Below are 24,404 nucleotides of genomic sequence, written 5' to 3' on the forward strand. Positions count from 1 at the left end.
TAGGAGGTAAATCATGATTGGCTTACAGCAAGGAATGAATATTGTGTTAGCGGCAAATGCAAGTACAAGTAATATGGGCTTATTAAGTAAAGCTTTATTGAATACTGTTATAGGCATGGGAATTGTATTTGTGGTACTAATTTTTATATCCTATATTATTTCTTTATTGAAATATATACCTAAGCTTATTGAAAAGTTTACGAATAGTGGCAATTCTAATAATATTGAAATTGAGAAAGAACCTGCTATTGATTATGAGACTTCTTTGGAAACAGGGGATTCAGTAGATATATCAGTAACAGATAATGCAGAATTAGTGGCAGTTATAACAGCTGCTATTATGGCATCTATGGGAAATGAAGTTCCAAATGATGGCTTGATTGTTAGATCTATTCGTAAGATTAATAGAAGCAGATAAAAATACTTTAACTATTTATTAAAATCATAATAAAATCAGGAGGTAATACCATGAAAAGATATACAATAACGGTAAATGGTATAGCTTATGAAGTATCCGTTGAAGAAAAATTAACATCCGAACAACCTATGGCCGCACCAGTGCCTGTTCAAACATCAAATGTATCAAATCACGCTCCCGTACCAAAACCAGCAGCGCCTGTTTCAACTCCAAAGGTGAAAGAAACTTCTGCGGGTTCCGCAGGTAATGTTAAAATAGAAAGTCCAATGCCAGGTAAAATCTTGGCAATCAAGGCTTCCATAGGACAGGTTGTTAAAAGAGGTGACGTAATACTAATCTTAGAAGCTATGAAAATGGAAAATGAAATTGTAGCTCCATCAGATGGAAAAGTTGCCAGTATTAACGTCACAGAAGGCAGCATGATAGAATCCGGAGTTTTATTAGCTACTTTAACGGAATAATATTAGATGCTATTTAAAATCTAATACACTGATTGGAGGGTATTTCATTGGATTATTTTGTTAAAACGATTACTGGATTAGTCGAGCAATCCGCCTTCTCCTCACTTACATATAAGAATTTCATAATGATAGGAATTGCATGCTTTTTCTTATATCTTGCAATTAAGAAGGATTATGAGCCACTTCTTTTAATACCTATTGCATTTGGAATGTTATTAGTTAATTTATTTCCGGGCATTATGGCAGAAGGTACAGTTGATGCTTCGGGAAATTCTGTACCGGGCGGTTTATTATACTATTTCTATCAGGGAGACGCATTGGGAATATGGCCTTCTCTTATCTTTTTAGGAGTAGGTGCTATGACTGATTTTGGTCCGCTAATTGCAAATCCCCAGAGCTTTCTTTTAGGCGCGGCAGCGCAATTGGGCATTTTTATTGCCTATTTGGGAGCAATTGGTTTAGGATTTAAGGATGGAGCGGCGGCAGCGATATCAATTATAGGCGGAGCGGATGGACCAACCTCAATCTTTTTGGCTTCCAAACTTGCGCCTGAATACATGGGACCTATTGCGGTAGCAGCATATTCGTACATGTCTTTAGTTCCAATTATTCAACCGCCGATTATGAGGTTATTAACAACAGAAAAAGAACGTAAAATAAAAATGGAGCAACTTAGACCTGTATCTAAAATAGAAAAAATATTATTTCCTATCTTAGTAACCATTGTAGTAGTTTTAATTCTCCCAACAACAGCTCCATTAGTAGGTATGTTAATGTTAGGAAACTTATTCAGAGAATCCGGTGTTGTAAAGCAATTAACGGAAACTTCTTCTAATGCATTAATGTATATTGTTGTTATTCTGCTTGGAACTTCCGTTGGTGCAACCACCAGTGCAGAGGCATTCTTAACACTTACTACACTTAAAATATTTGCACTTGGTATCGTTGCGTTTATCTTTGGTACAGCCGGAGGTGTGCTATTAGGCAAACTTATGTGTAAGCTTTCCGGAGGTAAGATCAACCCGTTAATTGGATCAGCAGGTGTTTCAGCAGTTCCTATGGCAGCAAGAGTATCACAAAAAGTCGGTGCAGAAGCAGACCCTACTAATTTCTTACTTATGCATGCAATGGGACCGAACGTTGCTGGCGTTATTGGTACTGCAATAGCAGCGGGAGTATTTTTATCAATATTTGGCGTATAAATTTTATACTCGTTAAAAATATACATTAAAATATGGAGGTAAAGGAATGTCAGAACAAACAAAACGACCGGTTAAAATTACAGAGACCATTCTTCGTGATGCACATCAGTCCTTAATAGCCACCAGAATGACTACGGAACAAATGCTTCCTGTTATAGACATAATGGATAAGGTTGGTTATCATTCCGTGGAATGCTGGGGCGGTGCAACCTTTGATGCGTCTTTACGGTTTTTAAAAGAAGATCCCTGGGAAAGACTCAGAAAATTAAGAGGCGGATTTAAGAATACAAAATTACAAATGTTATTCAGAGGGCAGAATATATTAGGATACCGTCATTATGCAGATGATGTGGTAGAATATTTTGTTCAAAAATCCATTGCAAATGGAATTGATATTATCCGTATCTTTGATGCCTTAAATGATTTAAGAAACTTAGAATGTGCTGTAAAAGCAGCAAACAAAGAAAAAGGTCATGCTCAGGTAGCTATCTGCTATACCCTAGGTGATGCTTACACCACCGAATATTTTGTTGAACTAGCAAAAAGTATAGAAAGTATGGGTGCGGATTCTATTTGCGTAAAGGATATGGCAGGATTACTGGTTCCATACAAAGCAACGGAGTTAATTACCGCCTTAAAATCTGCAGTAAACATACCGATTGATTTACATTCCCATTATACCAGTGGTGTTGCAGGAATGACTTATATGAAAGCGGTAGAAGCAGGCTGTGATATTATTGATACTGCCATGTCTCCATTTGCCATGGGTACCAGCCAGCCGGCTACAGAAGTTATGGTGGAAACTTTTAAAGGCACACCATACGATACTGGCTTAGATCAAAAATTATTAGCAGAAATTGCAGATTATTTCAGACCTCAGAGAGACCAGGCGTTGGAATCCGGAAGCTTAAATCCCAAAGTAATGGGAGTTAATATTAAAACTCTGTTATACCAGGTACCCGGCGGAATGTTATCCAACTTAATTTCTCAATTAAAAGAGCAAAAAGCAGAAGATAAATATGCAGAAGTTCTGGAAGAAGTACCTAGAGTTCGAAAGGACTTCGGTGAACCGCCTTTGGTTACCCCATCCAGTCAAATTGTTGGAACACAGGCGGTACTGAATGTATTAACTGGTGAACGTTATAAGATGGTAACAAAAGAATCTAAAGCCATTCTAACTGGGGAATACGGACGTACGGTAAAACCTTTTAATCCGGAAGTTCAGAAAAAAGTCATTGGTGATAAAGAGCCAATAACCTGCAGGCCTGCTGACTTGTTAAAGCCGGAATTAGCCACTATTGAAAAAGAAATGGCGCAGTGGAAAGAACAAGATGAAGATGTATTATCTTATGCTTTGTTCCCACAGGTTGCTTTAGATTTTTTCAAATATCGAAAGGCACAGAAGGAAAAAGTAGACTTGAGTATGGCAGATACTGTGAACAATGCTTATCCGGTATAAGGATGAACTGAAATCTATAGACTTGATACTATAAAAATATATTTTTAAGAAATATATATACAAAACTTACCTTAAAAAATTATAAATTGCAGATTTTAATTAAAAGACGAGTAAATTCATTTGAAAAATATGAATTTACTCGTCTTTTTAAATAAATACATCTGGCTTTACTATCTAGAAATAAGTTATATACTTCATTTATTAAAGATTCTTTTGCATAATATATCGTTGCTGGGTTTCACCCACTATAATAAATCCGAGTTTTTGATATAATGGCATGGGGCCTACATAGTTATAATACATATCACTTTCACCTTTGTTTGGATAAGATTCAATACAGCTGTAGCCGTCCTGAATCGCATCTTCACAGACACGGCGTAAAAGCCTCTCAGCAATACCATTTCCACGCATACCCGGTGCAACAGTAAAGCAAAAAATAGATTTCTATACAAATTGTAAATATTACCATTTAGGACTTACGTTAAATACATATAATGGTTTATAAGGCGTTTTTTCGCATTTTATCTATAATAAATATTGTAATTTGAATCTGGAAGGTTATAATATATTTATTAAAAACTTAAGGAAGCTTGCTTTCCTTAATGGATTAGCGGAGGATTTTATGGAACCAATAAAGCCATACAAAAAGGGGTTTGATTATTCCTATACGTTAGGAGCATTTCCCACAATTGAATTAATAAAAGGTCACCCTGAAACAGTAAGGGTAGTTTATATACATTCCACATTTACAGACAAGGATAACATAATAAAATTATGTAAACAATGTAACATAACTGTACTGGAAAATGATAAGTTAATCTCAAAATTAAGCGATAAAGAGAATTGTTATGTAATTGGTGTTTTTGAAAAATACGAGAATATTCTGGATCCTGAAAAGTCCCATATAATATTAGTCAATCCCAGTAATATGGGAAACTTGGGAACCATTATACGTACCGCAGTGGGGATGGGTATTTATGATATTGGATTAATTACACCCTGTGCGGATATTTATAATCCTAAAACAATACGTTCTTCCATGGGAGGATTTTTTAAACTTCGTCACCAGCATTTTTCTTCCTTCGAAGAGTATAGGAAGCAATACAAAAAACAAGATGTATTTACCTTTATGTTAAATGGAAGTAATACTTTAGAGATTCAGAATTGCCCCAAAACAGAATTATTCTCACTGGTATTTGGGAATGAAGCAACGGGACTGGATGATTCCTTTTTAGATGTTGGAACCAGTATCTGTATTCCCCAGTCACCAGATGTTGATTCCTTGAATATCACTATTGCAGTGGGAATAGGTGCTTTTATTTTTACTCATCAGCCTAAATAAGCAAAGATAAGTATTTGGAGGATAATTATGAGTCATATTACTATACGAATGGCAACGATAGAAGATGCAGAAGAAATTTTAAAGATATATAATCCCTATATATTAAATTCTGTTATTACTTTTGAATATGAAGAGGTTTCCGTAGAAGAGTTTCGGAAACGCATATCTGATGTATTATCAGCATTTCCATGGCTGGTATGCCTAATTGATGATAAAATAGTGGGTTATTCTTATTGTTCACACCATCATGTACGGTCTGCATATGGTTGGGACTGCCAATGTGCCATCTATTTGGATCCGGATTATCATAAGAGGGGAATTGGTAATGCTTTATATGAAGCATTATTTCATATAGTGAAACTACAAGGGTATTATAATGTATATTCTTTAATCTGTGTCCCCAATGAAGGCAGTGTTGCTTTACATAAGAAACATGGATTTAAAGATGTGGGGTATCATTCAAATACCGCATATAAATTTGGTCAGTGGAGGCATTTGGCGGTAATGGAGAAAACACTGCAAGATATTTTTGATGATCCTACACCTGTAAAAAGAATTAATGAGATAGATAAAGGCATTATTGATAAAATAATAAAAGATGCAGCAGGCAGGATTCATTAAATACATATGCAGATTCGTTTATTATTAATTAACTCCCATAACAAATATTTTTCTATTTTAATCTCATCACTAGTATTTGATGAAAAACATTTATATGAGATGCTTTATTTTATAAAAGGTTAAAAGATTTTCAAGTATTTATTAGAGCACTTAAAAAAGAGATTTATAAAATATTTATCTAAGAATTTGTAAAAAAATATCATACTAAGTATTTACAAAAAAATACTAAAAATTTATAAAAAAATATCTTGACATTTTTATTGAATTTAGTTATACTAGCACCTGTAAAGTAAAAAGCTTTACAGGTGGTGCTTTGTTAAAGGAGAAATCAAAATGAGTGTAACCAATTCAAGCATTCATACAGAAATAGTCAATACGGATGATAAAATAAAGGAAAAAGTGGAATTATCCATACTATTTGACTTTTATGGGGAGCTATTAAAAAATCATAATAAGCAGATATTTGAAGATTATATTCTTAACGATTTGTCCCTAAGTGAAATAGCAGATGGACAAGGTATCAGCAGACAAGGTGTACATGATATTGTAAAACGCTGTAGTAAACAATTAAGAGAATGTGAAGAGAAATTAAATTTTATAAAAGAATTTAATGAAACAAAAGTAAAAGTAAATCGGATCAAAGAGATTGCACAACAGCGGATAGAATTTTCTTCACACAAAGAAGAAAAAGAATTACACCAATTGAATGAAATTATAGGACTGACAAAGGAAATACTGGAAGAATTATAGGACATAGTATTTATTTTATATTCATACTATTTTAGTAATATAGATCTGAAACATATTGTAAAACATAAAAGTAATTATTAGGAGGTTTTGGCATGGCATTTGAAAGCCTATCCGAAAAACTGCAGAATGTATTTAAGAACCTAAGAGGTAAAGGTCGTTTATCAGAAGCAGATGTAGCAGCTGCCTTAAAAGAAGTTAAAATGGCTTTACTGGAAGCAGACGTTAACTTTAAAGTAGTTAAGAACTTCATCAAGTCTGTCCAGGAACGTGCTATAGGCCAGGATGTAATGTCCAGCTTAACGCCGGGACAAATGGTTATAAAGATTGTAAATGAAGAAATGGTAAAATTAATGGGCTCTGAAACTACAGAGATTGCATTTAAACCTGGTAATGAAATTACTGTAATTATGATGTGCGGTCTTCAGGGTGCAGGTAAAACTACCACAACTGCTAAATTGGCAGGAAAGTTTAAATCAAAGGGTAAAAAACCTTTGTTGGCTGCCTGTGACATATACAGACCGGCTGCAATTGAGCAGTTACAAATTAATGGTAATAAGCAGGGTGTTCCGGTATTCACTATGGGAGATAAACATAAGCCTGTAAATATTGCAAAAGCGGCCATTGAACATGCGGCCAAAAACAGTATGAATGTGGTGATTCTGGATACCGCTGGTCGTCTTCACATAGATGAAGATATGATGAATGAGTTAATAGAAATCAAAGAGAATGTTTCCGTATTTCAGACTATCCTGGTAGTAGATGCTATGACCGGTCAGGATGCAGTAAATGTTTCTGAAATGTTCAATAATAAAATCGGTATTGACGGTGTTATCTTAACGAAGTTAGACGGTGATACCAGAGGCGGTGCAGCCCTTTCCATTCGTGCGGTTACCGGAAAACCTATTCTTTATACTGGTGTGGGAGAAAAATTATCTGATTTAGAGCAATTCTATCCGGATCGTATGGCTTCCAGAATCCTTGGAATGGGTGATATTTTAACTTTAATTGATAAGGCTCAGGTAGATTTTGATGAAGCCAAAGCCAGAGAATTAGAGAAGAAAATCAAAAAAGCAGAATTTGATTTTAATGATTTCTTAGATCAGATGCAGCAAATCAAAAAGATGGGCGGTTTTGGCGATATCTTAAAAATGATGCCGGGCATGGGCGGACAGCTAAAAGACGTTGATATTGATGAAGGTGCTTTATCCGGTATAGAAGCTATCATTTATTCCATGACAAAAGAAGAACGTTCCAATCCGGATGTATTAAACCCTTCCAGAAAGAAACGAATTGCCAAGGGTGCAGGTGTTGACATTAGTGAAGTTAACAGAATCGTAAAACAATTTGAACAATCTAAGAAAATGATGAAACAATTTTCAGGAATGCTTGGCAGCAAGGGTGGTAAACGTAAGTTTAAATTACCTTTTGGATTTTAGTTAATTAGTTGGTTATAAATTGTTTGTAAAGAATTATTTTCATGATATGATTTTTTGCAGCATTTTACAATAAAGTTTAATGTGAAAATATTTTTGCATTATAAAGATTTATTTTTAAGGAGGTGAAATACATGGCAGTAAAGATTAGATTAAAGAGATTGGGACAGAAAAAAGCTCCTTTCTATAGAATCGTTGTTTCAGATTCCAGATCACCAAGAGATGGTAGATTCATCGAAGAAATTGGTACTTATGATCCAACCAAAGATCCTAGTGTATTCAACATTAACGAAGAAGCAGCTAAGAAATGGTTATCAAATGGTGCTCAACCTACTGAAACAGTTGGCAAATTATTTAAAAATGCAGGTATTACAAAATAATTGCTTTTTTAACTTTTTGTTGCTACAAAGTATTGTGCAATAGTTGTACAATCATTTCACATTCCTATGGAGGTGAAGAGTAATGAAAGAATTAGTTGAAGTAATTGCTACATCACTGGTTGATTATCCTGAAAAAGTTGTTGTAACGGAAAAGGAGACCGAAAAGGCAATTATTGTTGAATTAAGGGTTGCTCCTGAAGATATGGGTAAAGTAATCGGCAAACAAGGTCGTATTGCTAAATCCATCCGTACAGTTGTAAAAGCTGCAGCAACTAAGGATGATAAGAAAGTAGTCGTTGAGATATTACAATAAATCTAGACTGTTTGTTACAAGAACCTGGTCTTTATAGACATGCCTTAAGGCACGGGTTCTTGTTTTGTCATAAAGTCAAAATTACTTGAATGATAGGAGACCATTATGAATGATTTCTTAAGAGTGGGCGTCATTACTTCCACCCATGGTATTCGCGGTGAAGTTAAAGTATTCCCTACAACGGATGATGTAAATCGATTTAAAACCTTAAAACAAGTCAAACTAGATACCGGAAAAGAATATTTAGACCTTGAAATTGAAGGCATAAAGTTTTTTAAACAATATGTTATATTAAAGTTTAAAGGAATTGATAATATAAATGACATTGAAAAATATAAAGGAAAAGATCTTCTGGTTACCAGAGATAATGCAGTGAAACTGGAAGAAGATGAATACTTTATATATGATATATTAGGCTCTAAGGTAATTAGTGACGATGGTAATGAACTTGGTGAATTAGCAGAAGTTCTTACTACGGCTGCAAATGATGTATATGTTGTAAAAACAAAAGAGGGTAAAGAAATATTAATTCCTTCCATAAAAGAATGTATCCTGGATGTTAACGTAGAGAATAAGGAAATAAAAGTTCATCTGCTTCCGGGTTTATTATAAAGATGTGATTGAAGAAAATAAATGATATACAAAGGGTGTAATTATGAATTATCATGTACTAACCTTATTCCCGGAGATGATTCTTCAGGGGCTAAATACAAGCATTACAGGCAGAGCTTTAGAAAAAGGCATATTATCTCTGGAGGCAATTAATATCCGTGATTTTTCAGAGAATAAACACAATAAAGTAGATGATTATCCATATGGCGGCGGTGCAGGAATGGTTATGGCTGCCGGTCCGGTTTATCGCGCCTATGAATATACAACAGAAAAGATTAAAAAAAGTTGTTTGAATGGTAATTCGGAAAAAAAGCCTCGTGTTATTTATCTGACTCCACAGGGAAAAGTTTTTCATCAAAACATTGCAGAAGAGCTAGCCCTGGAAGACGACTTAATCTTCTTATGCGGTCATTATGAAGGCATTGATGAAAGAGCACTTGAAATGATTGTCACTGATTATATTTCCATAGGAGATTATGTTCTTACAGGGGGAGAATTACCGGCTATGGTTATGGTAGATGCCATATCCAGACTTATTCCCGGAGTGCTTAATAATGATGTTTCAGCGGAATTTGAATCTTTGCAGGATAACTTGTTAGAATACCCCCAATATACCAGACCGGAAGTGTTTATGGGAAAAGCGGTACCAGAAGTATTGTTATCCGGACATCATGGTAATGTTGAGCAGTGGAGAAGACAACAATCCATTCTACGTACAGCTAAAAACCGGCCGGATTTGCTGGAAAAGGCCCATTTGACAGAGGATGAGAGGAAATTTCTAAAGAATAATTATATAGAATAATATATCTTATAAGGCTATTCTTGTATAGAAAAAAGTCCATTTATATTGGATATGATAAACAAATAATTTGCAGATAAAAAATCGGAAAATGCTTGCATTTTCAATTGTAATATGTTAGAGTAAGTTGTTGTGAGATGGGATGGTCCTCTGATACGCCGCATTTTATATAATGGACATGCAATTGAAGTAAATAGCAATAGAAAGTTAGATAATGCAAGGTATTAAGAACATCTAAATATGAAGGAGGTCACAAAATGAACAATATTATTAAAAACATTGAAGCTGCTCAGCTTAAAGCAGAAGTTGCTAGTTTTAACGTAGGTGATACTGTTAAAGTATACGCAAAAGTAAAGGAAGGTAACCGCGAAAGAATTCAGGTTTTCGAAGGTACTGTACTTAAGAGACAAAATGGCGGTGCAAGAGAAACATTTACAGTTAGAAAAAATTCTAATGGTATCGGTGTTGAAAGAACTTGGCCAGTACATTCTCCAAGCGTTGACAGAATTGAAGTTGTTAGACATGGTAAAGTTAGAAGAGCTAAGTTAACTTATTTACGTGGTAGAGTAGGTAAGAGAGCTAAAGTTAAAGAAGCAATAAAATAGTTCTAATGTATGATAACTAGAGGGGACAATTACTTAGGTAATGTCCCTTTTTTAGAATATATGATAATTATTAACAGAGGGAGGCTTGCCATGGATTTTAATTTTGATAAAACTAGCAAAAAGCCATTAATAAAGAAAATCGTAATTGAAGGAATCATATGGATTATTGAATTAGCTGTTGTTATTGGACTTGCATATTTTGTTGTAAATCTGACCATAGAAAGGACTACCATGCTGGGAGTTTCCATGAATCCCACCTTAGCAGACCAAGATAAAATTATTGTAAATAAATTTGCATATAGGTTCAGCAAGCCGGAACGCTTTGATGTCATCGTATTTAAGCAAAGCGGAAGAGAGCATAATTACTATAATATAAAGCGAATAATAGGCCTTCCCGGTGAAACAATATATATTGCCGACGGAAATGTATACGTCAATGGCGATTTATTAAAAGAACCGATGATAATTGAAGCAATTATAAACAGCGGCTTGGCTGCAGAGGAGATAACTCTGGATAAAAATGAATATTTTGTATTAGGTGATAATCGAAATAATAGTGAGGACAGTAGATTTGCGAATATTGGGAATATATTGTCTGATGAAATAATAGGGAAAGCATGGATTCGAACAAATAACTTTAATTTTGTTAACAAATTGAACCTGATAAGGGAGGAAGAATAATTGAATTTTCAATGGTATCCAGGTCATATGGCCAAAGCAAGACGCATGATGCAGGATGATATAAAACTAATTGACGTTGTCATCGAACTGGTAGATGCAAGAATACCACTAAGCAGCAAGAATCCGGATATTGACGAATTAGCGAAAAATAAATCAAGAGTAATATTGTTAAATAAATATGATTTAGCAGAACCAAAATATAACGAACAATGGAAAGCATATTTTGAATCGAAGGGTTATTTTGTTACTTTAGTCAACTCAAAAACCGGAGTAGGTGTAAAGAAAGTAAATGAAATTGTACAGGAAGCCTGTAAAGAAAAAATCGAAAGAGACCGTAAAAGAGGTATTATAAACAGACCCGTTAGAGCCATGGTAGTAGGTATTCCCAATGTAGGAAAATCAACCTTTATTAATAGCTTTGCAGGTAAAGCTTCTGCAAAAACAGGCAATAAGCCGGGTGTAACAAAAGGGAAGCAATGGATTCGTTTGAGTAAGAACATCGAATTACTTGATACACCAGGTATATTGTGGCCTAAATTTGAAGATCAGGCGGTAGGATTACGTCTGGCTTTCATTGGCTCCATTCGCGAAGAAATACTTAATATATTGGAACTATCCTTAGAACTAATTAAATTTCTTCGTGAAAATTATATTGGTTGTTTAGCAGCTCGTTACAATATTGAAGAAGTGGATGATCCGGTACAGATACTTTCTAGTATTGCGGAAAGACGGGCTTGTAGAATCAGAGGCGGCTTTTTAGATTTAAATAAAGCAGCCGGAATTGTTATAGATGAATTTCAAGACGGTAAGCTGGGAAATATTACTTTAGAGTTTCCAAATTAAGGTATGTTTTCCTGTGCGCCAACTTTTTTAATAATTAGTAATTTACATTGCTCTTTGAGCAATGTATACTACTATATATATTATATAACTTCTATGTTTTAAGCCTAAGAAAAGAGGTAAAGAAGTGTCACTAAAAAAAGTAGTTGATTTTAATGCAGAAGAAGAACCATTAGGCGGTACTAAAAATATGAAAAAAGAAATCTTTCATCTCTTGTTTTATGTCGTTCTAGTTTTTCTAACAACCTTCGTAATTATAAATTATGTTGGTCAACGTACTGTAGTTCAGGGACAGTCAATGGAAAATACATTATTTGATCAAGATAATTTAATTATAGATAAATTATCCTATCATTTTATAGCTCCAAAACGATTTGATATTATTGTATTTCCAATTATAACAAGTAAAAAATTTTATATTAAAAGAATAATTGGACTTCCAGGTGAAACCGTACAAATTATAGATGGTAACATCTATATTAACTCGGAGCTTTTAGAAGAAGACTATGGAAAAGAGATTATGAAGTATGCAGGAACGGCTAGTGTTCCGATTGCTTTAAATGAAGATGAATATTTTGTCCTTGGTGACAATCGTAATCATAGTTCAGACAGCAGGGATCCGGATGTTGGTGTAATAAATAAAGACCGGATTATTGGGAAAGCCTGGGTGCGGATATGGCCATTAAAACGGTTTGGTTTTGTTAAATAACATTAATGATAAAGGGAGAAAGTAACTTGGAAATTAAAATATCCGATATTAAGAAAGAGTTTGCTGAGGCCAATGAGAAACAATTAGTACATATTATAGAGAAATATCGTAATGACAATAGGTCCGGTGTTATTAAACTTATTCAAAAGTATGAAAAAGTAATAGAAAAACTTCAAAAAGAAATAGAACGAACTGAAAAAATGAAAACTTATGAGAAGAAGTATCAGGAATATCAATATATATGCGGTATTGATGAAGTGGGAAGAGGACCATTAGCAGGCCCGGTTGTTGCCTGTGCAGTTATCTTACCAAAGGATTGTAATATTTTATATATTAACGATTCCAAACAGTTATCTGCGAAAAAAAGAGAAGAATTATACGATGAGATTATGGAACAGGCAATTGCGGTTGGAGTTGGAAGTGTACCTCCTTCCCGTATCGATGAGATTAATATTCTTCAGGCAACTTTTGAAGCCATGAGACAAGCTATAAACAATCTGCCTGTTAAACCCGATATATTATTAAATGATGCAGTTACCATACCACAAGTTGACATTAAGCAAGTTCCTATTATAAAGGGAGATGCAAAAAGCATATCTATAGCAGCAGCAAGTATAATTGCGAAAGTAACCAGAGATCGAATAATGATTGCTTATGATAAGGTGTTTCCTTATTACGGATTTGCAAGTAACAAAGGATATGGCTCAAAAGAACATATAGAGGCACTAAAAGAATATGGTACTTCTTTGATACATAGAGCTAGTTTTATCAAGAATTTTGTGTAATCTGAAGCGATGGAGGACTCCTATGAAAGAAAACATGAAATCAATAGAAAATAAAAAAAGAAAATATGGGGTTCAATCCGGAGCAAAAACCAATCCTATTTTGGATCCAGAGTTTAGAAATAAAACTGCAGTAGCATTATCTTATCATCCTGATGAACCTGCGCCTAGAATTCTTGCTTCCGGCAAAGGTTATTTGGCAGACAAAATAATTAAAAAAGCAGGTGAAAATAAGATTCCTCTTCATAAAGATGAACAACTGGCAGGCACTCTGTCCAGATTAGAAGTTGGAGATTTTATTCCGCCTGAATTATATGAGGTGGTTGCAGAAATATTATTGTTTGTTGATGATATGGACCAAATTAAAAAGAAGGTTCTGCCAAAATAAAAGCTAATGAGCCAAGATAAAACTAATGAAATTTATGAGGAGACTATGTATAACAAACGTTCTATTGGAAAAGAGTTTGAACAAAAAGCGGTAGAGTACTTAATACTCCAAGGTTATAAGATAATTATAACTAATTTTCAATGCAGAACCGGTGAAATTGATATTATAGCCCAAAAAGATAGTTATCTTATATTTATTGAAGTAAAATACCGTACCAATTCTGCTAAAGGCATGCCTCACGAGGCTATTGATATACGTAAAATAAAGAAAATATCAAAAACTGCCAGATATTATATGTTAATTAACAACATCTCCATGGAGACACCATGCCGGTTTGATGTGGTTCTAATCTTAAATCAGGAGATTTCTCTCATTCAAGATGCATTTCTAGCGATATTTTAATGTTGTATTTATATTCCTTCTAATTCAGAATCGACGTATCCCAATGCTTTAAATTTCTAAATAATCCAACCTTCTTTGATTAATTCCCAAAGTGATAATATTTTTAGGTCTTTACTCGAATTATTAAGTAAATAATATAGCAATCTATATTTATTTATTATATACTATTTGCTAATAGTTAAATTTTCAATTTATATATAGCATATACAGAGAAATACACTACATTCTTTGTGTTTCCCAAGAAGAAAAACAAACAATATGGAGGATAACATGAATCTTATAAATAATAAAAATGCAATTTTAAATACAGAAAATAAAACACCATTTCTTACATTCCCTGCTTTATCAAGTATACCCTTTATACGTCATGGATTTTCGACAAGATTAGGCGGTGTCAGTAAAGGATATTTTGAAAGTATGAATTTAGGTTATTCCAATGGTGATAATACAGAAGATGTTGATGAAAATTATAGAAGAATTTGTGAAAGTATCGGATTGCCTATGAAAGATTGCGTTTTGTCACATCAGGTACATAATACAGTAGTAAGATTGGTTACAGAAGCCGATAAAGGGAAAGGAGTTATCCGAACCAGAGACTATGAAGGTGTTGATGGATTGATTACTAATATTCCGGGTATACCCCTTGTTACATTTTCTGCCGACTGTGTAATACTGTATCTTGTAGATACTAAAAATCATGCCATAGGACTTTGTCACTCAGGATGGAGAGGAACTGTAAAAAGAATGGGCAAGGTCACTCTAGAAGCTATGAGGGAACATTTTGGAACAAATTCCAAAGATGTAGTAGCAGTTATTGGGCCTTCCATCTGTATGGATTGCTATGAAGTAAGTGAAGATGTTGCGGAAGCATTTAAGGACGAATTTAATAGTACACAACTTAAGGATATGCTATTAGATAAGGGTAACCATAAATACCAGCTTGATCTTTGGGAAGCTAACAAGCATATATTGTTAGATGCCGGTATGGAGGAAAAAAATATTCATATTTCAGGTGTTTGCACTTCCTGTAACAAAGATACACTATTTTCCCATAGAGCAACTCAAGGTAAGCGTGGTATATTAGCTGCATTTTTAATGATAGAAGGGCTATGAAAGGAGCGTGTTTATTAATATGATAATAAATAAGATTAGTGAGAATGGAATTGATATTGCTGTTTTAAGCAGTGATGATTTATTGATAAAGGATGTACAATCCGCTTTAGATCTTATGGCTACTGTTAATTATGAAGTGGATTGTAATCGTGTTATTTTGGATAAGTCATTAATTTGTGAGGACTTTTTCGACTTAAAGACCAGGTTAGCAGGAGAAATATTGCAAAAATTTATTAATTATCAATTTAAAATTGCAATAGTAGGGGACTTTTCGGTATACACAAGTAAGAGTCTAGCTGATTTCATTTATGAATGCAACCACGGTAAAGATATATTTTTCGTACCTGATGAAAATCAGGCCATTGAAAAGTTTAAGCGTAATTAATAAAATTGCTGCTGCATTTGCACAGTTAGTTGACGCATTGTAAAACTGCCTATATAGCGTGCCAGCCTATATAGGAGATAAAACCGTACATGAAAAGGAGACTGTTTGAGTGTGATAGTAAAGCACTAAGAGAGTTTCCAGTTAAAAGCGTCATGCAAAATATGAGGGCATGGCGTTTTTTATTGGGTGGTAAGCTAAATGGAACGCAACACCATCCATTGCCGCAGAAATTAAATTATTAAAAAGTAGAAAAACATCTTGAATATGACGTAACGTAATGAATTATAATATAGGCAGGAGGTGTAATATGGAAAAATTCAAAGCGATACCGAAAGGATATATGACGATTGGGGAGGTTGCAAAGAAAATGGGTGTCACCGTTCGCACTTTGCAATACTACGACAATGAAGGTCTGCTTTCACCATCGTCAGAGAGTGAAGGTGGCCGCAGACTTTATAACGATAAAGATGTGATTAAGCTCTATCAAATTCTGTCACTGAAACATTTGGGATTTTCACTGGATGACATAAAAAATTGCCTGATCTCTCTTGATACCCCTGCTGATGTTGCCAAAGCTCTTACAGAACAAGCTGCCGCTTTACGGGAAAAGATAAAAACCCTGTCTGAATCACTTAAAGAGATAGAAACGTTGCAAGGGGAGGTGTTGCAAATGCAATCAGTGGATTTCAAGAAATACGCCGATATTATCGTAAATCTACAAATGAAAAATGAATTCTACTGGCTTATCAAACATTTTGATGATAAGACCCTTGACCATTTTCGGAGCCGCTTCGATAAGGATAGCGGGCCAGCGATGATGGAAGTTTTCACGCGCCTGCAAGGTGAAGCAATACAGTTTCAAAAAGATGGCGTACTGCCCGAAAGTGAGAAAGGCCAAAACTTCGCTAAAGAGTTTTGGGAAATGCTTATGGAGTTTACGGGCGGGGATATGAGTATACTGTCTAAACTTATGGAGGCTGAAAACTTTAATGGCCCGGACAATGAATGGAAACAAAAGCAAGGTCTTGCCAATGCTTTTATCGAACCGGCTTTAGGAGTCTATTTTATGTCATTGGGTTATAATCCTCTAGAGGAGGGAAGAAAATGAGCTACGCCATACAGGTTGACAGACTAAAAAAAAGTTATGGTAATCACACTGTACTGAAGAATTTGAATTTCAATGTTATAAAAGGTGAGATTTTTGCGTTGCTTGGCGTAAACGGCGCAGGCAAAACCACAGCCCTTGAATGTATCGAGAGCTTGCGTAGGTATGACAGCGGCAGTATTGTGGTGAATGGCAGGATGGGTATTCAATTGCAATCAGCATCTCTCCCGGGCCATATCAAACCTATGGAAGCGGTGAGCTTATTTGCACAATGGAATAAAACAAAAATAGACAATTCAATGCTTGCTGCCCTCGGAATTAGTGAGCTGTCGAAGAAACTGTATACTGATATGTCAACGGGGCAAAAGCGGCGTTTGCACCTTGCCCTTGCCTTAATCAGCGACCCGGATATTGTGTTCCTTGACGAGCCCACTGCCGGGCTTGATGTTGAAGGCAGAATATCCCTCCATGACCAAATACGAAAACTGAAAGGGCAGGGAAAGACAATTATTTTAGCCAGTCACGATATGGCAGAGGTTGAAAGTCTCTGCGACCGCATTGCTATTCTCAATGATGGTAATATTGCCTTTATAGGTACTGCTTCAGAATTGACCTCAAAACTCGGCAAACGGTATACTCTCCACATCAAAACCCAGCAAGGTGATGAAAATTTTGAATCTGACAATATTGGGGATACCATGCTGACCTTACTTGAAGATTTCAAGCGTCGGGGAATTGACGTATTGGACATTAAAATAGACAGAGGAACCCTTGAACAGCATTTTATCGAAATAGCAAGGGGGGATGGTGAATGAATGGATTTTTGTACGGAGTAGCATTGCAATGGAAATTGGATATACGAAGCAAATCACTATTGATTACATGTTATGTGGTTCCTCTTTTGTTTTTTGCCGTTATGGGCGGAATCTTCACATCCATAAACCCGGAGGCCAAGCATACACTTATACAATCTATGACTGTACTGGGGGTATCAACTGGAGCTCTGATTGGTTTGCCGCCCTCCCTTGTGGAGATATATGGAAGTGATATAAAGAAGGTGTACAAAGCCAATGGGGTACCGTTGTACCTTGGTCTGGTTTCTATGTTTTTATCATCATTTATTCATCTATTGATTATGTGCGTGATAATATACATCGTCGCTCCCATTGCTTTTGGCGCAGCACTACCGACAAGCCCAATCTTGTATTTTGGTTCACTTGCAATTTTTATTGCAGTATCCTTAAGTATTGGGAGTATCTTGGGGCTATGGGTAAAAAACCAAGCAAAACTAACTATGATCTCACAAGTGATATTTTTACCATCCATTATGCTGTCGGGGATTATGTTTTCGGTTAATTTACTCCCTGAATTTTTTAAGATTGGAGGGAGCATATTCCCTGCGACCTGGGGATATAAATTAATGGTGGGTGACGGTTCTTATTTGGTCAACTTGTGGCCCTTGTTGGCTATTCTCTTAGCTGCGGTTATACTATGCGGTTTATTGCTGAGAGGACTGCAAGCAGAATAATGCGCCAATTACAATATAATAACTTCTAAATTTTTAGCTGATGCTTTAAATCAAAAAGTTGATGTATATATGCAAGATGGTGTAATTTTAATCTCTTATAATTTAGAATACTAAGGGTTTTACAATCAAAGAAAATCTTAATTAGCAATGGGGTATGGACTTAAAGTCATACCTCATTTGCTGTTTAACATGATACATTTCAAAATTAAATATCTACGGTATTTAAGCTTATCAATTTTAACTGGTACGTACATCTAAAGACATATATATATTTAGCAGAATTGTCATCTTATTGGTATTTAAGTTAGATTTAGATAATAAAAAGATAATAAAGTTTTAAAATAGATTTGATAATTTATCACTCAACTGTTATACTAAATCATATGCAATCTATGCTAAAAAAGTAAACAATTATCAGATGTTCTAATCCCGTAGCTAGTGTTATTTGAATCGTTTATTTTGTTTAAAACATACCACCAACAAAGAATTAAGGTGTAAAATGCTGCAGGATTATTAATAGGAGAAGATATAACGAAACAGTTAAAAGGAAAAGATTTAGGGGAATACTTACTATTATCGGATGTATTGCTTCGAAATGGTGAAGTATTACTGAATGCTTTTACTGCATAAGATATCAGAAATGCTTTACAAATAGAACTTCGTATTGTACAATCAGACGGAAAGTCCTTAATTGATGCCATAATTAATTAAGATGAAGGAGAAAAGTGTGAAGGAAAAATATCTTTACACTTGGAAGAAGTCCAAAATGAAAATCCATTGAAATTCTCATTTTGAACTTCTTCATATATTATTTGAGATGCCGCAAAATGGCATTATGTCGAAAGGTTGAAAGAATAAAATTCTTTCAACCGGAGATTTGTGTTGCGCACAAAGTCTCCAGACTTTGAAAGGAGCTAGTTATAAATATGAGTAAACCGATAGTTGCAATTGTTGGCCGTCCCAATGTAGGAAAGTCAACATTGTTTAATGCATTAGCAGGAGAAAAAATTTCAATTGTAAAGGATCATCCAGGTGTAACAAGAGACCGAATCTATGCTGATGTTACCTGGCTGACCAATCAATTTACAATGATTGATACAGGAGGTATTGAACCGGAAAGTAAAGATTTAATGTTGTCACATATGAGGCAGCAGGCGCAAATTGCTATTGAAACAGCAGATGTCATTATGTTCATTGTAGATGTAAGACAAGGTTTGGTGGATGCTGATTTTAAAGTGGCAGATATGTTGAGACGCTCCAGTAAACCCATAGTTTTAGTTGTAAATAAGGTCGATAATTTTGATAAATTTATGCCTGATGTATATGAATTTTACAATCTCGGAATTGGAGATCCACATCCAGTTTCTGCCGCCTCTAAACTTGGACTTGGAGATATGCTGGATGAAGTGATTAAGCACTTTAGACCGGAAGATATGACAGAAGAGGAGGATGAACGTCCCAGAATTGCAATTGTAGGAAAACCAAACGTAGGAAAATCCTCCATCATCAACAAATTGCTGGGAGAAGATAGGGTTATCGTATCTGACATTGCCGGAACTACCCGGGATGCAATAGATACCACCGTAAAATACCATGGTAAAGAATATATCTTTATTGATACAGCCGGACTCCGCCGTAAAAATAAAATTACGGAAGATTTGGAGCGCTACAGTATTATCCGTACAGTAACTGCAGTAGAAAGAGCAGATGTAGTAGTTCTTGTAATTGACGCTTCAGAAGGTGTAACCGAACAGGACGCTAAAATAGCCGGTATTGCACACGAACGTGGAAAAGGTATTATTGTTGCAGTAAACAAATGGGATGCCATTGAAAAGGATGATAAAACCATTTATAAGCATACTAATAAGATAAAAGAAGTTTTAGCTTTTATGCCTTATGCAGAAATGATTTTTATCTCTGCATTAACCGGACAGAGATTGAATAAATTATTTGATTTAATAGAACAGGTAATTCAAAATCAGAATTTACGAATAGCTACCGGAGTATTAAATGAAATCATGGCAGAAGCTGTTGCCCTGCAGCAACCCCCTTCTGATAAAGGAAAACGTTTAAAATTATATTATATAACACAAGTTGCAGTAAAACCGCCTACATTTGTTATCTTTGTAAATGACAAATCTTTGATGCATTTCTCATATACTAGATATATAGAAAATAAAATTAGGGAGGCCTTTGGCTTTGCTGGAACCTCATTAAAGATTTTCATCAGGGAGCGAAAGGAAAAGGAATAGTATGTTTATAAAAATATTAATTTGCTTAGTACTTGGTTATTGCTTTGGATGTATTTCAACAGCTTATATTGTTGGAAAAGTTAATAAGATTGATATCCGTAAATACGGAAGCGGAAATGCTGGTACTACCAACGCCCTCCGTACTTTAGGATGGAAAGCAGGATTAGTTACATTTTTAGGAGATGCCCTTAAGGCAATTATTCCTGTTTTGCTGGTCCGTCTGGTTATATTTCCGGATTATGAAGCAGTCAGTCTTTTAATGCTTTATGCCGGTCTTGGAGCTGTATTAGGACATAACTTTCCTGTTTGGCTTAATTTTAAAGGTGGTAAGGGAATTGCAGCAACTGGCGGAGTTATATTAGCTTATGACTGGAGGCTTGCAATTGCCGCGTTGGTTATATTTATGGTTATTGTTATTGTAACTAGATATGTATCACTTGGTTCACTGGTTATATCCACATTACTTCCAATATGGATCATAATCTTTTATCCGGGTAATTTACATATGATTATAGTTGGTATCATATTTACTTTATCTGCTTTTATAAAGCATCGCTCCAACATAAAACGACTAATGAGTGGAACCGAGAATAAAATCGGTCAAAAGGTGAAAATAGACAAGTAAACTTAGGAGGTATTTATTAATGGCAAAAGTAAGTATTTTAGGAGCAGGAGCTTGGGGAACCGCCTTAGCTATTCTGCTTGGAAATAATGGACATGAGGTAATTTTGTGGTCATCACTTGCTAATGAAGTAGATATTCTATCAAAAACAAGAGAATTAAAAGAAAAACTTCCTGGGGCAAAACTTCCGGATTCTGTAAGTATATCCGGTGATTTGGAAAGCTCCTGTAAAGATAAAGATATTATTGTATTTGCGGTAGCTTCACCTTATGTGAGACAAACTGCTCAAAAAGCGAGACCTTACATTAAGGAAAGACAAATTGTAGTAAATGTAGGTAAAGGTATAGAAGAATCCACCTTAGATACATTAACCGATATTTTACACGAAGAATTAAATAATGCAGACATTGCCGTGTTGTCCGGCCCAAGCCACGCGGAGGAAGTAAGCCGTGCAATTCCCACAACGGTAGTAGTGGGTGCAGAATCCAAAGCGAGTGCTCATTTTATACAGGATATTTTTATGAGTGACCGTTTTCGGGTATACACCAGCCCCGATGTAATTGGCATTGAGCTTGGTGGTTCTTTAAAGAATGTTATTGCACTGGCAGCAGGTATAGCTGACGGATTAGGATATGGAGATAATACAAAAGCAGCCCTTATGACAAGAGGAATTGCTGAAATCAGCCGTCTTGGTATTGCTATGGGCGGCAAAATAGAAACTTTCGCCGGACTTTCCTGCGTTGGTGACTTAATCGTAACCTGCACAAGCCACCACAGCAGAAACCGTAAAGCCGGTTATTTGATTGGAAAAGGTTATACCATGGAAGCTGCTATGGAGGAAGTAAAGCAAGTGGTTGAAGGAGTATATTCCGCAAAAGCAGCACTTGCACTTGCTATAAAATGCAATGTGGAAATGCCTATTGTAGAACAAATAAATCAGGTATTGTTTGAGAATAAATCCCCGGAAGAAGCCGTAAATGATCTTTTACTTCGTGATAAAAGACGGGAGTATTCAGATTTAAAGTGGGAGAAATAGACTATAATGAATCTAATTGATGATGGGGTATATGATATAATACAAAGGAAATACAGAATTCACAAGCTTGCTTGCAGATTCTGGGTGTGATCCAATCATATACTCTACCATTATTTGCAGTTCTTTGCCAGCTTAATAAAATATACTTCCCCAAAAAATGGAGCTGTACACTACTGTGTAACAGCCCGGTTAAGAATACATTTTATTCTATTTGTAAATCTTATGGTAACCTTCCAAAACTTATTATTAATAATTTATTCTATAGTGATATCTTTTTTTAATTCATTGATTCGGAAGCATGTTCTTAATACTGTTATTAATAAGGGTATACATACACATATGGTTAATACTTTAACTCCATAATGCAGTATATTAATGAGTTCTTGATTATGAATAAAATCTAATTGTGGTTTGCCCACAATTGCAATGGTAAGGAGGGCAGCTATTGGAAAAATAAATGCGTTTCTTACTTTCCTGTAATATGATAATTTATCTTTCTTTTCTGTAAATACTTCAAAAGGTTTACCGTCATTTTTCTTTTCTAAAATTAATAATTCAGAATTAATGGTTCCGGGAGAAGTTCTAACTCTGCCTGCTGATAAACTATACTGAATCTTACCATAAGAGTAGTTACCAAAACCAAAGTTCTTAGTAAAGGAATGAATCCCAAGCTCTTCTAAAAAGGCTCTATAATCTTTTTGCTGAGCCATTGATTTATCTATGATAAATTCCAATTTATAAATATACTCGGAAGGTTTGCATTTTTCAAAATAGTAAAAGAGTTTTGAAGCCTTTACTAATTTTAATCCTTGTTGTGCCTTTTCATTCAACCATTTCTCTTGTTTGTCCAAATCACTGAAAAATACTTTAAAAATTTTAATCATGGTTTATTACCTCCTACAATATTTTTGGCAGATAGAAGCAGCTTTGACAAACGGTCTATTTCAGACTCAACCATTTCGCACCCTAACTCAGTTATTACGTACTCTTTTTTACGTTCCGTATTATCTTCGTTCACAGGCTCAATACATTTCTTTTTAAGCAGATTATTAATTGCGCCATATAGAGTGCCTGCACCCAATACTAAGCGACCTTCGGTTTCTTTCTCAATAAACTGCATAATACCGTATCCATGATTTGGGCTATAGACTGAAAGAAGAATATATAAAGTTGCCTCTGTTAAGGCGCCTCCTTTCACTGTATCTCTCACATAACATCACCTCTTTAAAATATAATTTGTTACAACTGATATATCACTATCCGTAATAAACTATATCAGTAAACGTAATAGTTGTCAATAATAATTTTTACATTTTATATCATATTAGTTAATGGTAGTATTTTCACATCTGCTTACATTTAAGAATACATATGGATATACGAATAAATCTTTATTTTTGGCCTTATAATTGTCAACATCATCTAATTTCCTGTATAATTCAAATCGTTCAGGATCATATGCCATTTGATAACCTGTTTCACTTACATGTATCTTTCCTTTTACAATCTCTGTAGAGCCTTCCATTTCTACTTTAAGATCTACTTCTTTTCCTTCAAGCTCCAACTTAGCCGCATTAATCTTTGATTCGATTTCTGAAGAGGTTTCTTGTTCTGTTGAATCAGCAGTATTATCAGTAGAAGAATTTTCATTCAAAGCTTTGTCAATTAATTCGGTATCCTGCTTTTCATTCTCATCAGTATCTTCATCCGATAAGGCCGTATTCAGATTTGTATTGGAATCTTCAATCTTAACCGGTTTCTTTTCGACATCTGCTTTTGAACATCCGTACAAACGCAATCATACTGCATCTGATTTATAGCTTCTAAGGCTTCCTGTCCATTGAAAGCCTGACTGTAGGTAAACCCAACCATGTTTAAGTTCATAATAATCAGGTCACTAATTACTTCCTCATCATCCACAACCAAAATATGTGCCATATTATAAACCTCCTCACTTAGATATCGATAGTATAACATAGAATAAATTGTCTTTCATCTTGTACAATTGCTTTTAAGAATAAATTAAGAAAGTTATGGGTTATTTATCAAAATATTGTTAAAGAAATACCTTGAGTATAACATATATTGGTAGATATTTATCTTTTTATACGATATAATAGTTAAAGAAAAGCAGTTATCTAAAATGTTATTAATAAGAAGATTGTT

33 protein-coding genes are annotated in these 24,404 nt (G+C 34.8%); 28 read left to right on the plus strand and 5 right to left on the minus strand.

Going from position 1 to position 24,404, the window contains the following annotated elements:
* Positions 1-13: 13 nt before the first annotated feature.
* The 4 genes from RT261_RS09825 to RT261_RS09840 are packed head-to-tail and all read left to right on the plus strand — an operon-like array spanning position 14 to position 3,540.
* Positions 14-418 (plus strand): OadG family protein, encoded by a 405-nt coding sequence (locus RT261_RS09825; protein WP_313132171.1) that lies wholly within the window; start codon positions 14-16, stop codon positions 416-418.
* A gap of 50 nt (positions 419-468) precedes the next feature.
* Positions 469-879 (plus strand): biotin/lipoyl-containing protein, encoded by a 411-nt coding sequence (locus RT261_RS09830; RefSeq protein WP_313132172.1) that lies wholly within the window; start codon positions 469-471, stop codon positions 877-879.
* Between the two features lie 47 nt (positions 880-926).
* Positions 927-2,081, plus strand: a complete 1,155-nt coding sequence (locus RT261_RS09835) for a sodium ion-translocating decarboxylase subunit beta (RefSeq protein ID WP_313132173.1) — start codon at positions 927-929, stop codon at positions 2,079-2,081.
* Between the two features lie 46 nt (positions 2,082-2,127).
* Positions 2,128-3,540 carry an oxaloacetate decarboxylase subunit alpha gene (locus RT261_RS09840; RefSeq protein ID WP_313132174.1) on the plus strand — a complete coding sequence of 471 codons (1,413 nt, stop codon included), beginning with the start codon at positions 2,128-2,130 and terminating at the stop codon, positions 3,538-3,540.
* Between the two features lie 201 nt (positions 3,541-3,741).
* On the opposite strand, the gene RT261_RS09845 is transcribed toward RT261_RS09840, so the two are convergent.
* On the minus strand, positions 3,742-3,978 hold the full coding sequence (locus RT261_RS09845) for a GNAT family N-acetyltransferase (RefSeq protein WP_331665453.1): 237 nt from the start codon (positions 3,976-3,978) through the stop codon (positions 3,742-3,744).
* Between the two features lie 184 nt (positions 3,979-4,162).
* On the opposite strand from RT261_RS09845, the gene RT261_RS09850 reads away from it, so the two are divergent.
* The 24 genes from RT261_RS09850 to RT261_RS09965 all read left to right on the plus strand — a co-directional run bounded on the left by RT261_RS09850 (position 4,163) and on the right by RT261_RS09965 (position 22,238).
* Complete coding sequence (locus RT261_RS09850) at positions 4,163-4,882, plus strand: TrmH family RNA methyltransferase (RefSeq protein ID WP_313132176.1); 720 nt, start codon at positions 4,163-4,165, stop codon at positions 4,880-4,882.
* 27 nt (positions 4,883-4,909) lie between these two features.
* Positions 4,910-5,503 (plus strand): GNAT family N-acetyltransferase, encoded by a 594-nt coding sequence (locus RT261_RS09855; protein ID WP_313132177.1) that lies wholly within the window; start codon positions 4,910-4,912, stop codon positions 5,501-5,503.
* 333 nt (positions 5,504-5,836) lie between these two features.
* Positions 5,837-6,253 (plus strand): YlxM family DNA-binding protein, encoded by a 417-nt coding sequence (ylxM, locus tag RT261_RS09860; protein WP_313132178.1) that lies wholly within the window; start codon positions 5,837-5,839, stop codon positions 6,251-6,253.
* Between the two features lie 92 nt (positions 6,254-6,345).
* A complete protein-coding gene (gene ffh / locus RT261_RS09865) occupies positions 6,346-7,689 on the plus strand; it encodes a signal recognition particle protein (RefSeq protein WP_313132179.1) in 1,344 nt (447 codons plus the stop codon).
* Between the two features lie 131 nt (positions 7,690-7,820).
* On the plus strand, positions 7,821-8,066 hold the full coding sequence (gene rpsP, locus RT261_RS09870) for a 30S ribosomal protein S16 (protein ID WP_313132181.1): 246 nt from the start codon (positions 7,821-7,823) through the stop codon (positions 8,064-8,066).
* 82 nt (positions 8,067-8,148) lie between these two features.
* Positions 8,149-8,379, plus strand: coding sequence for a KH domain-containing protein (locus tag RT261_RS09875; RefSeq protein ID WP_091684256.1), 231 nt, complete (start codon positions 8,149-8,151; stop codon positions 8,377-8,379).
* Between the two features lie 105 nt (positions 8,380-8,484).
* Positions 8,485-8,991: a ribosome maturation factor RimM gene (gene rimM / locus RT261_RS09880; RefSeq protein WP_313132182.1), complete on the plus strand. Its 507-nt coding sequence runs from the start codon at positions 8,485-8,487 to the stop codon at positions 8,989-8,991.
* Positions 8,992-9,034: 43 nt separating this feature from the next.
* The gene (gene trmD, locus RT261_RS09885; protein WP_313132184.1) at positions 9,035-9,793 is read left to right on the plus strand and encodes a tRNA (guanosine(37)-N1)-methyltransferase TrmD; all 759 of its coding nucleotides are present in this window, start codon (positions 9,035-9,037) and stop codon (positions 9,791-9,793) included.
* 254 nt (positions 9,794-10,047) lie between these two features.
* Positions 10,048-10,395 carry a 50S ribosomal protein L19 gene (gene rplS / locus RT261_RS09890; RefSeq protein WP_313132185.1) on the plus strand — a complete coding sequence of 116 codons (348 nt, stop codon included), beginning with the start codon at positions 10,048-10,050 and terminating at the stop codon, positions 10,393-10,395.
* Between the two features lie 90 nt (positions 10,396-10,485).
* Positions 10,486-11,076: a signal peptidase I gene (gene lepB / locus RT261_RS09895; RefSeq protein ID WP_313132186.1), complete on the plus strand. Its 591-nt coding sequence runs from the start codon at positions 10,486-10,488 to the stop codon at positions 11,074-11,076.
* The gene (gene ylqF, locus RT261_RS09900) at positions 11,077-11,919 is read left to right on the plus strand and encodes a ribosome biogenesis GTPase YlqF (protein ID WP_313132187.1); all 843 of its coding nucleotides are present in this window, start codon (positions 11,077-11,079) and stop codon (positions 11,917-11,919) included.
* Between the two features lie 187 nt (positions 11,920-12,106).
* Positions 12,107-12,625 carry a signal peptidase I gene (gene lepB, locus RT261_RS09905; RefSeq protein ID WP_313132289.1) on the plus strand — a complete coding sequence of 173 codons (519 nt, stop codon included), beginning with the start codon at positions 12,107-12,109 and terminating at the stop codon, positions 12,623-12,625.
* A gap of 26 nt (positions 12,626-12,651) precedes the next feature.
* Positions 12,652-13,410 carry a ribonuclease HII gene (locus RT261_RS09910; protein WP_313132189.1) on the plus strand — a complete coding sequence of 253 codons (759 nt, stop codon included), beginning with the start codon at positions 12,652-12,654 and terminating at the stop codon, positions 13,408-13,410.
* A 22-nt stretch (positions 13,411-13,432) separates the two neighbouring features.
* Positions 13,433-13,795 (plus strand): EscU/YscU/HrcU family type III secretion system export apparatus switch protein, encoded by a 363-nt coding sequence (locus RT261_RS09915; RefSeq protein ID WP_313132190.1) that lies wholly within the window; start codon positions 13,433-13,435, stop codon positions 13,793-13,795.
* 45 nt (positions 13,796-13,840) lie between these two features.
* A complete protein-coding gene (locus RT261_RS09920) occupies positions 13,841-14,197 on the plus strand; it encodes a YraN family protein (RefSeq protein WP_313132191.1) in 357 nt (118 codons plus the stop codon).
* 270 nt (positions 14,198-14,467) lie between these two features.
* Entirely contained in the window at positions 14,468-15,310 is an 843-nt protein-coding gene (gene pgeF / locus RT261_RS09925) for a peptidoglycan editing factor PgeF (protein ID WP_313132192.1), read from the plus strand.
* A gap of 19 nt (positions 15,311-15,329) precedes the next feature.
* Complete coding sequence (locus RT261_RS09930; protein WP_313132193.1) at positions 15,330-15,695, plus strand: DUF4180 domain-containing protein; 366 nt, start codon at positions 15,330-15,332, stop codon at positions 15,693-15,695.
* A gap of 307 nt (positions 15,696-16,002) precedes the next feature.
* Positions 16,003-16,803, plus strand: coding sequence for a MerR family transcriptional regulator (locus tag RT261_RS09935; protein ID WP_313132195.1), 801 nt, complete (start codon positions 16,003-16,005; stop codon positions 16,801-16,803).
* On the plus strand, positions 16,800-17,615 hold the full coding sequence (locus tag RT261_RS09940) for an ABC transporter ATP-binding protein (RefSeq protein ID WP_313132196.1): 816 nt from the start codon (positions 16,800-16,802) through the stop codon (positions 17,613-17,615). Before RT261_RS09935 ends, RT261_RS09940 begins: the two co-directional genes overlap by 4 nt.
* Positions 17,612-18,328 carry an ABC transporter permease gene (locus RT261_RS09945; protein WP_313132197.1) on the plus strand — a complete coding sequence of 239 codons (717 nt, stop codon included), beginning with the start codon at positions 17,612-17,614 and terminating at the stop codon, positions 18,326-18,328. The genes RT261_RS09940 and RT261_RS09945 overlap by 4 nt, the downstream gene beginning before the upstream one ends.
* Before the next feature lie 516 nt (positions 18,329-18,844).
* Positions 18,845-18,958, plus strand: coding sequence for a DUF512 domain-containing protein (locus RT261_RS21155; protein WP_313132291.1), 114 nt, complete (start codon positions 18,845-18,847; stop codon positions 18,956-18,958).
* A gap of 296 nt (positions 18,959-19,254) precedes the next feature.
* On the plus strand, positions 19,255-20,580 hold the full coding sequence (der, locus tag RT261_RS09955) for a ribosome biogenesis GTPase Der (protein ID WP_313132198.1): 1,326 nt from the start codon (positions 19,255-19,257) through the stop codon (positions 20,578-20,580).
* Between the two features lies 1 nt (position 20,581).
* Positions 20,582-21,205: a glycerol-3-phosphate 1-O-acyltransferase PlsY gene (plsY, locus tag RT261_RS09960; protein WP_313132199.1), complete on the plus strand. Its 624-nt coding sequence runs from the start codon at positions 20,582-20,584 to the stop codon at positions 21,203-21,205.
* A 19-nt stretch (positions 21,206-21,224) separates the two neighbouring features.
* The gene (locus RT261_RS09965) at positions 21,225-22,238 is read left to right on the plus strand and encodes an NAD(P)H-dependent glycerol-3-phosphate dehydrogenase (RefSeq protein WP_313132201.1); all 1,014 of its coding nucleotides are present in this window, start codon (positions 21,225-21,227) and stop codon (positions 22,236-22,238) included.
* Positions 22,239-22,492: 254 nt separating this feature from the next.
* Here RT261_RS09965 and RT261_RS09970 read toward each other — a convergent pair whose 3' ends face one another.
* The 4 genes from RT261_RS09970 to RT261_RS09985 all read right to left on the minus strand — a co-directional run bounded on the left by RT261_RS09970 (position 22,493) and on the right by RT261_RS09985 (position 24,176).
* Entirely contained in the window at positions 22,493-23,122 is a 630-nt protein-coding gene (locus tag RT261_RS09970; RefSeq protein WP_313132203.1) for a DUF2812 domain-containing protein, read from the minus strand.
* The gene (locus RT261_RS09975) at positions 23,119-23,448 is read right to left on the minus strand and encodes a PadR family transcriptional regulator (protein WP_313132204.1); all 330 of its coding nucleotides are present in this window, start codon (positions 23,446-23,448) and stop codon (positions 23,119-23,121) included. Before RT261_RS09975 ends, RT261_RS09970 begins: the two co-directional genes overlap by 4 nt.
* Positions 23,449-23,562: 114 nt before the next feature.
* Positions 23,563-24,030 carry a hypothetical protein gene (locus tag RT261_RS09980; protein ID WP_313132206.1) on the minus strand — a complete coding sequence of 156 codons (468 nt, stop codon included), beginning with the start codon at positions 24,028-24,030 and terminating at the stop codon, positions 23,563-23,565.
* Positions 23,961-24,176 (minus strand): response regulator, encoded by a 216-nt coding sequence (locus RT261_RS09985; protein ID WP_313132208.1) that lies wholly within the window; start codon positions 24,174-24,176, stop codon positions 23,961-23,963. Before RT261_RS09985 ends, RT261_RS09980 begins: the two co-directional genes overlap by 70 nt.
* Positions 24,177-24,404 lie beyond the last annotated feature (228 nt).

Origin of the sequence: Anaerocolumna sp. (assembly GCF_032079385.1) — a bacterium.
In the GTDB taxonomy this organism is placed as follows: Bacteria; Bacillota; Clostridia; order Lachnospirales; family Lachnospiraceae; genus Anaerocolumna.

Bases quoted from the DNA above. Each gene is read 5' to 3' on its own strand.
- RT261_RS09825 (WP_313132171.1), top strand. From the start codon at position 14: ATGATTGGCTTACAGCAAGGAATGAATATTGTGTTAGCGGCAAATGCA.
- RT261_RS09830 (WP_313132172.1), top strand. From the start codon at position 469: ATGAAAAGATATACAATAACGGTAAATGGTATAGCTTATGAAGTATCC.
- RT261_RS09840 (WP_313132174.1), top strand. From the start codon at position 2,128: ATGTCAGAACAAACAAAACGACCGGTTAAAATTACAGAGACCATTCTT.
- RT261_RS09850 (WP_313132176.1), top strand. From the start codon at position 4,163: ATGGAACCAATAAAGCCATACAAAAAGGGGTTTGATTATTCCTATACG.
- RT261_RS09855 (WP_313132177.1), top strand. From the start codon at position 4,910: ATGAGTCATATTACTATACGAATGGCAACGATAGAAGATGCAGAAGAA.
- ylxM (WP_313132178.1), top strand. From the start codon at position 5,837: ATGAGTGTAACCAATTCAAGCATTCATACAGAAATAGTCAATACGGAT.
- ffh (WP_313132179.1), top strand. From the start codon at position 6,346: ATGGCATTTGAAAGCCTATCCGAAAAACTGCAGAATGTATTTAAGAAC.
- rpsP (WP_313132181.1), top strand. From the start codon at position 7,821: ATGGCAGTAAAGATTAGATTAAAGAGATTGGGACAGAAAAAAGCTCCT.
- RT261_RS09875 (WP_091684256.1), top strand. From the start codon at position 8,149: ATGAAAGAATTAGTTGAAGTAATTGCTACATCACTGGTTGATTATCCT.
- rimM (WP_313132182.1), top strand. From the start codon at position 8,485: ATGAATGATTTCTTAAGAGTGGGCGTCATTACTTCCACCCATGGTATT.
- trmD (WP_313132184.1), top strand. From the start codon at position 9,035: ATGAATTATCATGTACTAACCTTATTCCCGGAGATGATTCTTCAGGGG.
- rplS (WP_313132185.1), top strand. From the start codon at position 10,048: ATGAACAATATTATTAAAAACATTGAAGCTGCTCAGCTTAAAGCAGAA.
- lepB (WP_313132186.1), top strand. From the start codon at position 10,486: ATGGATTTTAATTTTGATAAAACTAGCAAAAAGCCATTAATAAAGAAA.
- lepB (WP_313132289.1), top strand. From the start codon at position 12,107: ATGAAAAAAGAAATCTTTCATCTCTTGTTTTATGTCGTTCTAGTTTTT.
- RT261_RS09915 (WP_313132190.1), top strand. From the start codon at position 13,433: ATGAAAGAAAACATGAAATCAATAGAAAATAAAAAAAGAAAATATGGG.
- RT261_RS09920 (WP_313132191.1), top strand. From the start codon at position 13,841: ATGTATAACAAACGTTCTATTGGAAAAGAGTTTGAACAAAAAGCGGTA.
- pgeF (WP_313132192.1), top strand. From the start codon at position 14,468: ATGAATCTTATAAATAATAAAAATGCAATTTTAAATACAGAAAATAAA.
- RT261_RS09930 (WP_313132193.1), top strand. From the start codon at position 15,330: ATGATAATAAATAAGATTAGTGAGAATGGAATTGATATTGCTGTTTTA.
- RT261_RS09935 (WP_313132195.1), top strand. From the start codon at position 16,003: ATGGAAAAATTCAAAGCGATACCGAAAGGATATATGACGATTGGGGAG.
- RT261_RS09940 (WP_313132196.1), top strand. From the start codon at position 16,800: ATGAGCTACGCCATACAGGTTGACAGACTAAAAAAAAGTTATGGTAAT.
- RT261_RS09945 (WP_313132197.1), top strand. From the start codon at position 17,612: ATGAATGGATTTTTGTACGGAGTAGCATTGCAATGGAAATTGGATATA.
- der (WP_313132198.1), top strand. From the start codon at position 19,255: ATGAGTAAACCGATAGTTGCAATTGTTGGCCGTCCCAATGTAGGAAAG.
- plsY (WP_313132199.1), top strand. From the start codon at position 20,582: ATGTTTATAAAAATATTAATTTGCTTAGTACTTGGTTATTGCTTTGGA.
- RT261_RS09965 (WP_313132201.1), top strand. From the start codon at position 21,225: ATGGCAAAAGTAAGTATTTTAGGAGCAGGAGCTTGGGGAACCGCCTTA.
- RT261_RS09970 (WP_313132203.1), bottom strand. From the start codon at position 23,122: ATGATTAAAATTTTTAAAGTATTTTTCAGTGATTTGGACAAACAAGAG.
- RT261_RS09985 (WP_313132208.1), bottom strand. From the start codon at position 24,176: ATGGCACATATTTTGGTTGTGGATGATGAGGAAGTAATTAGTGACCTG.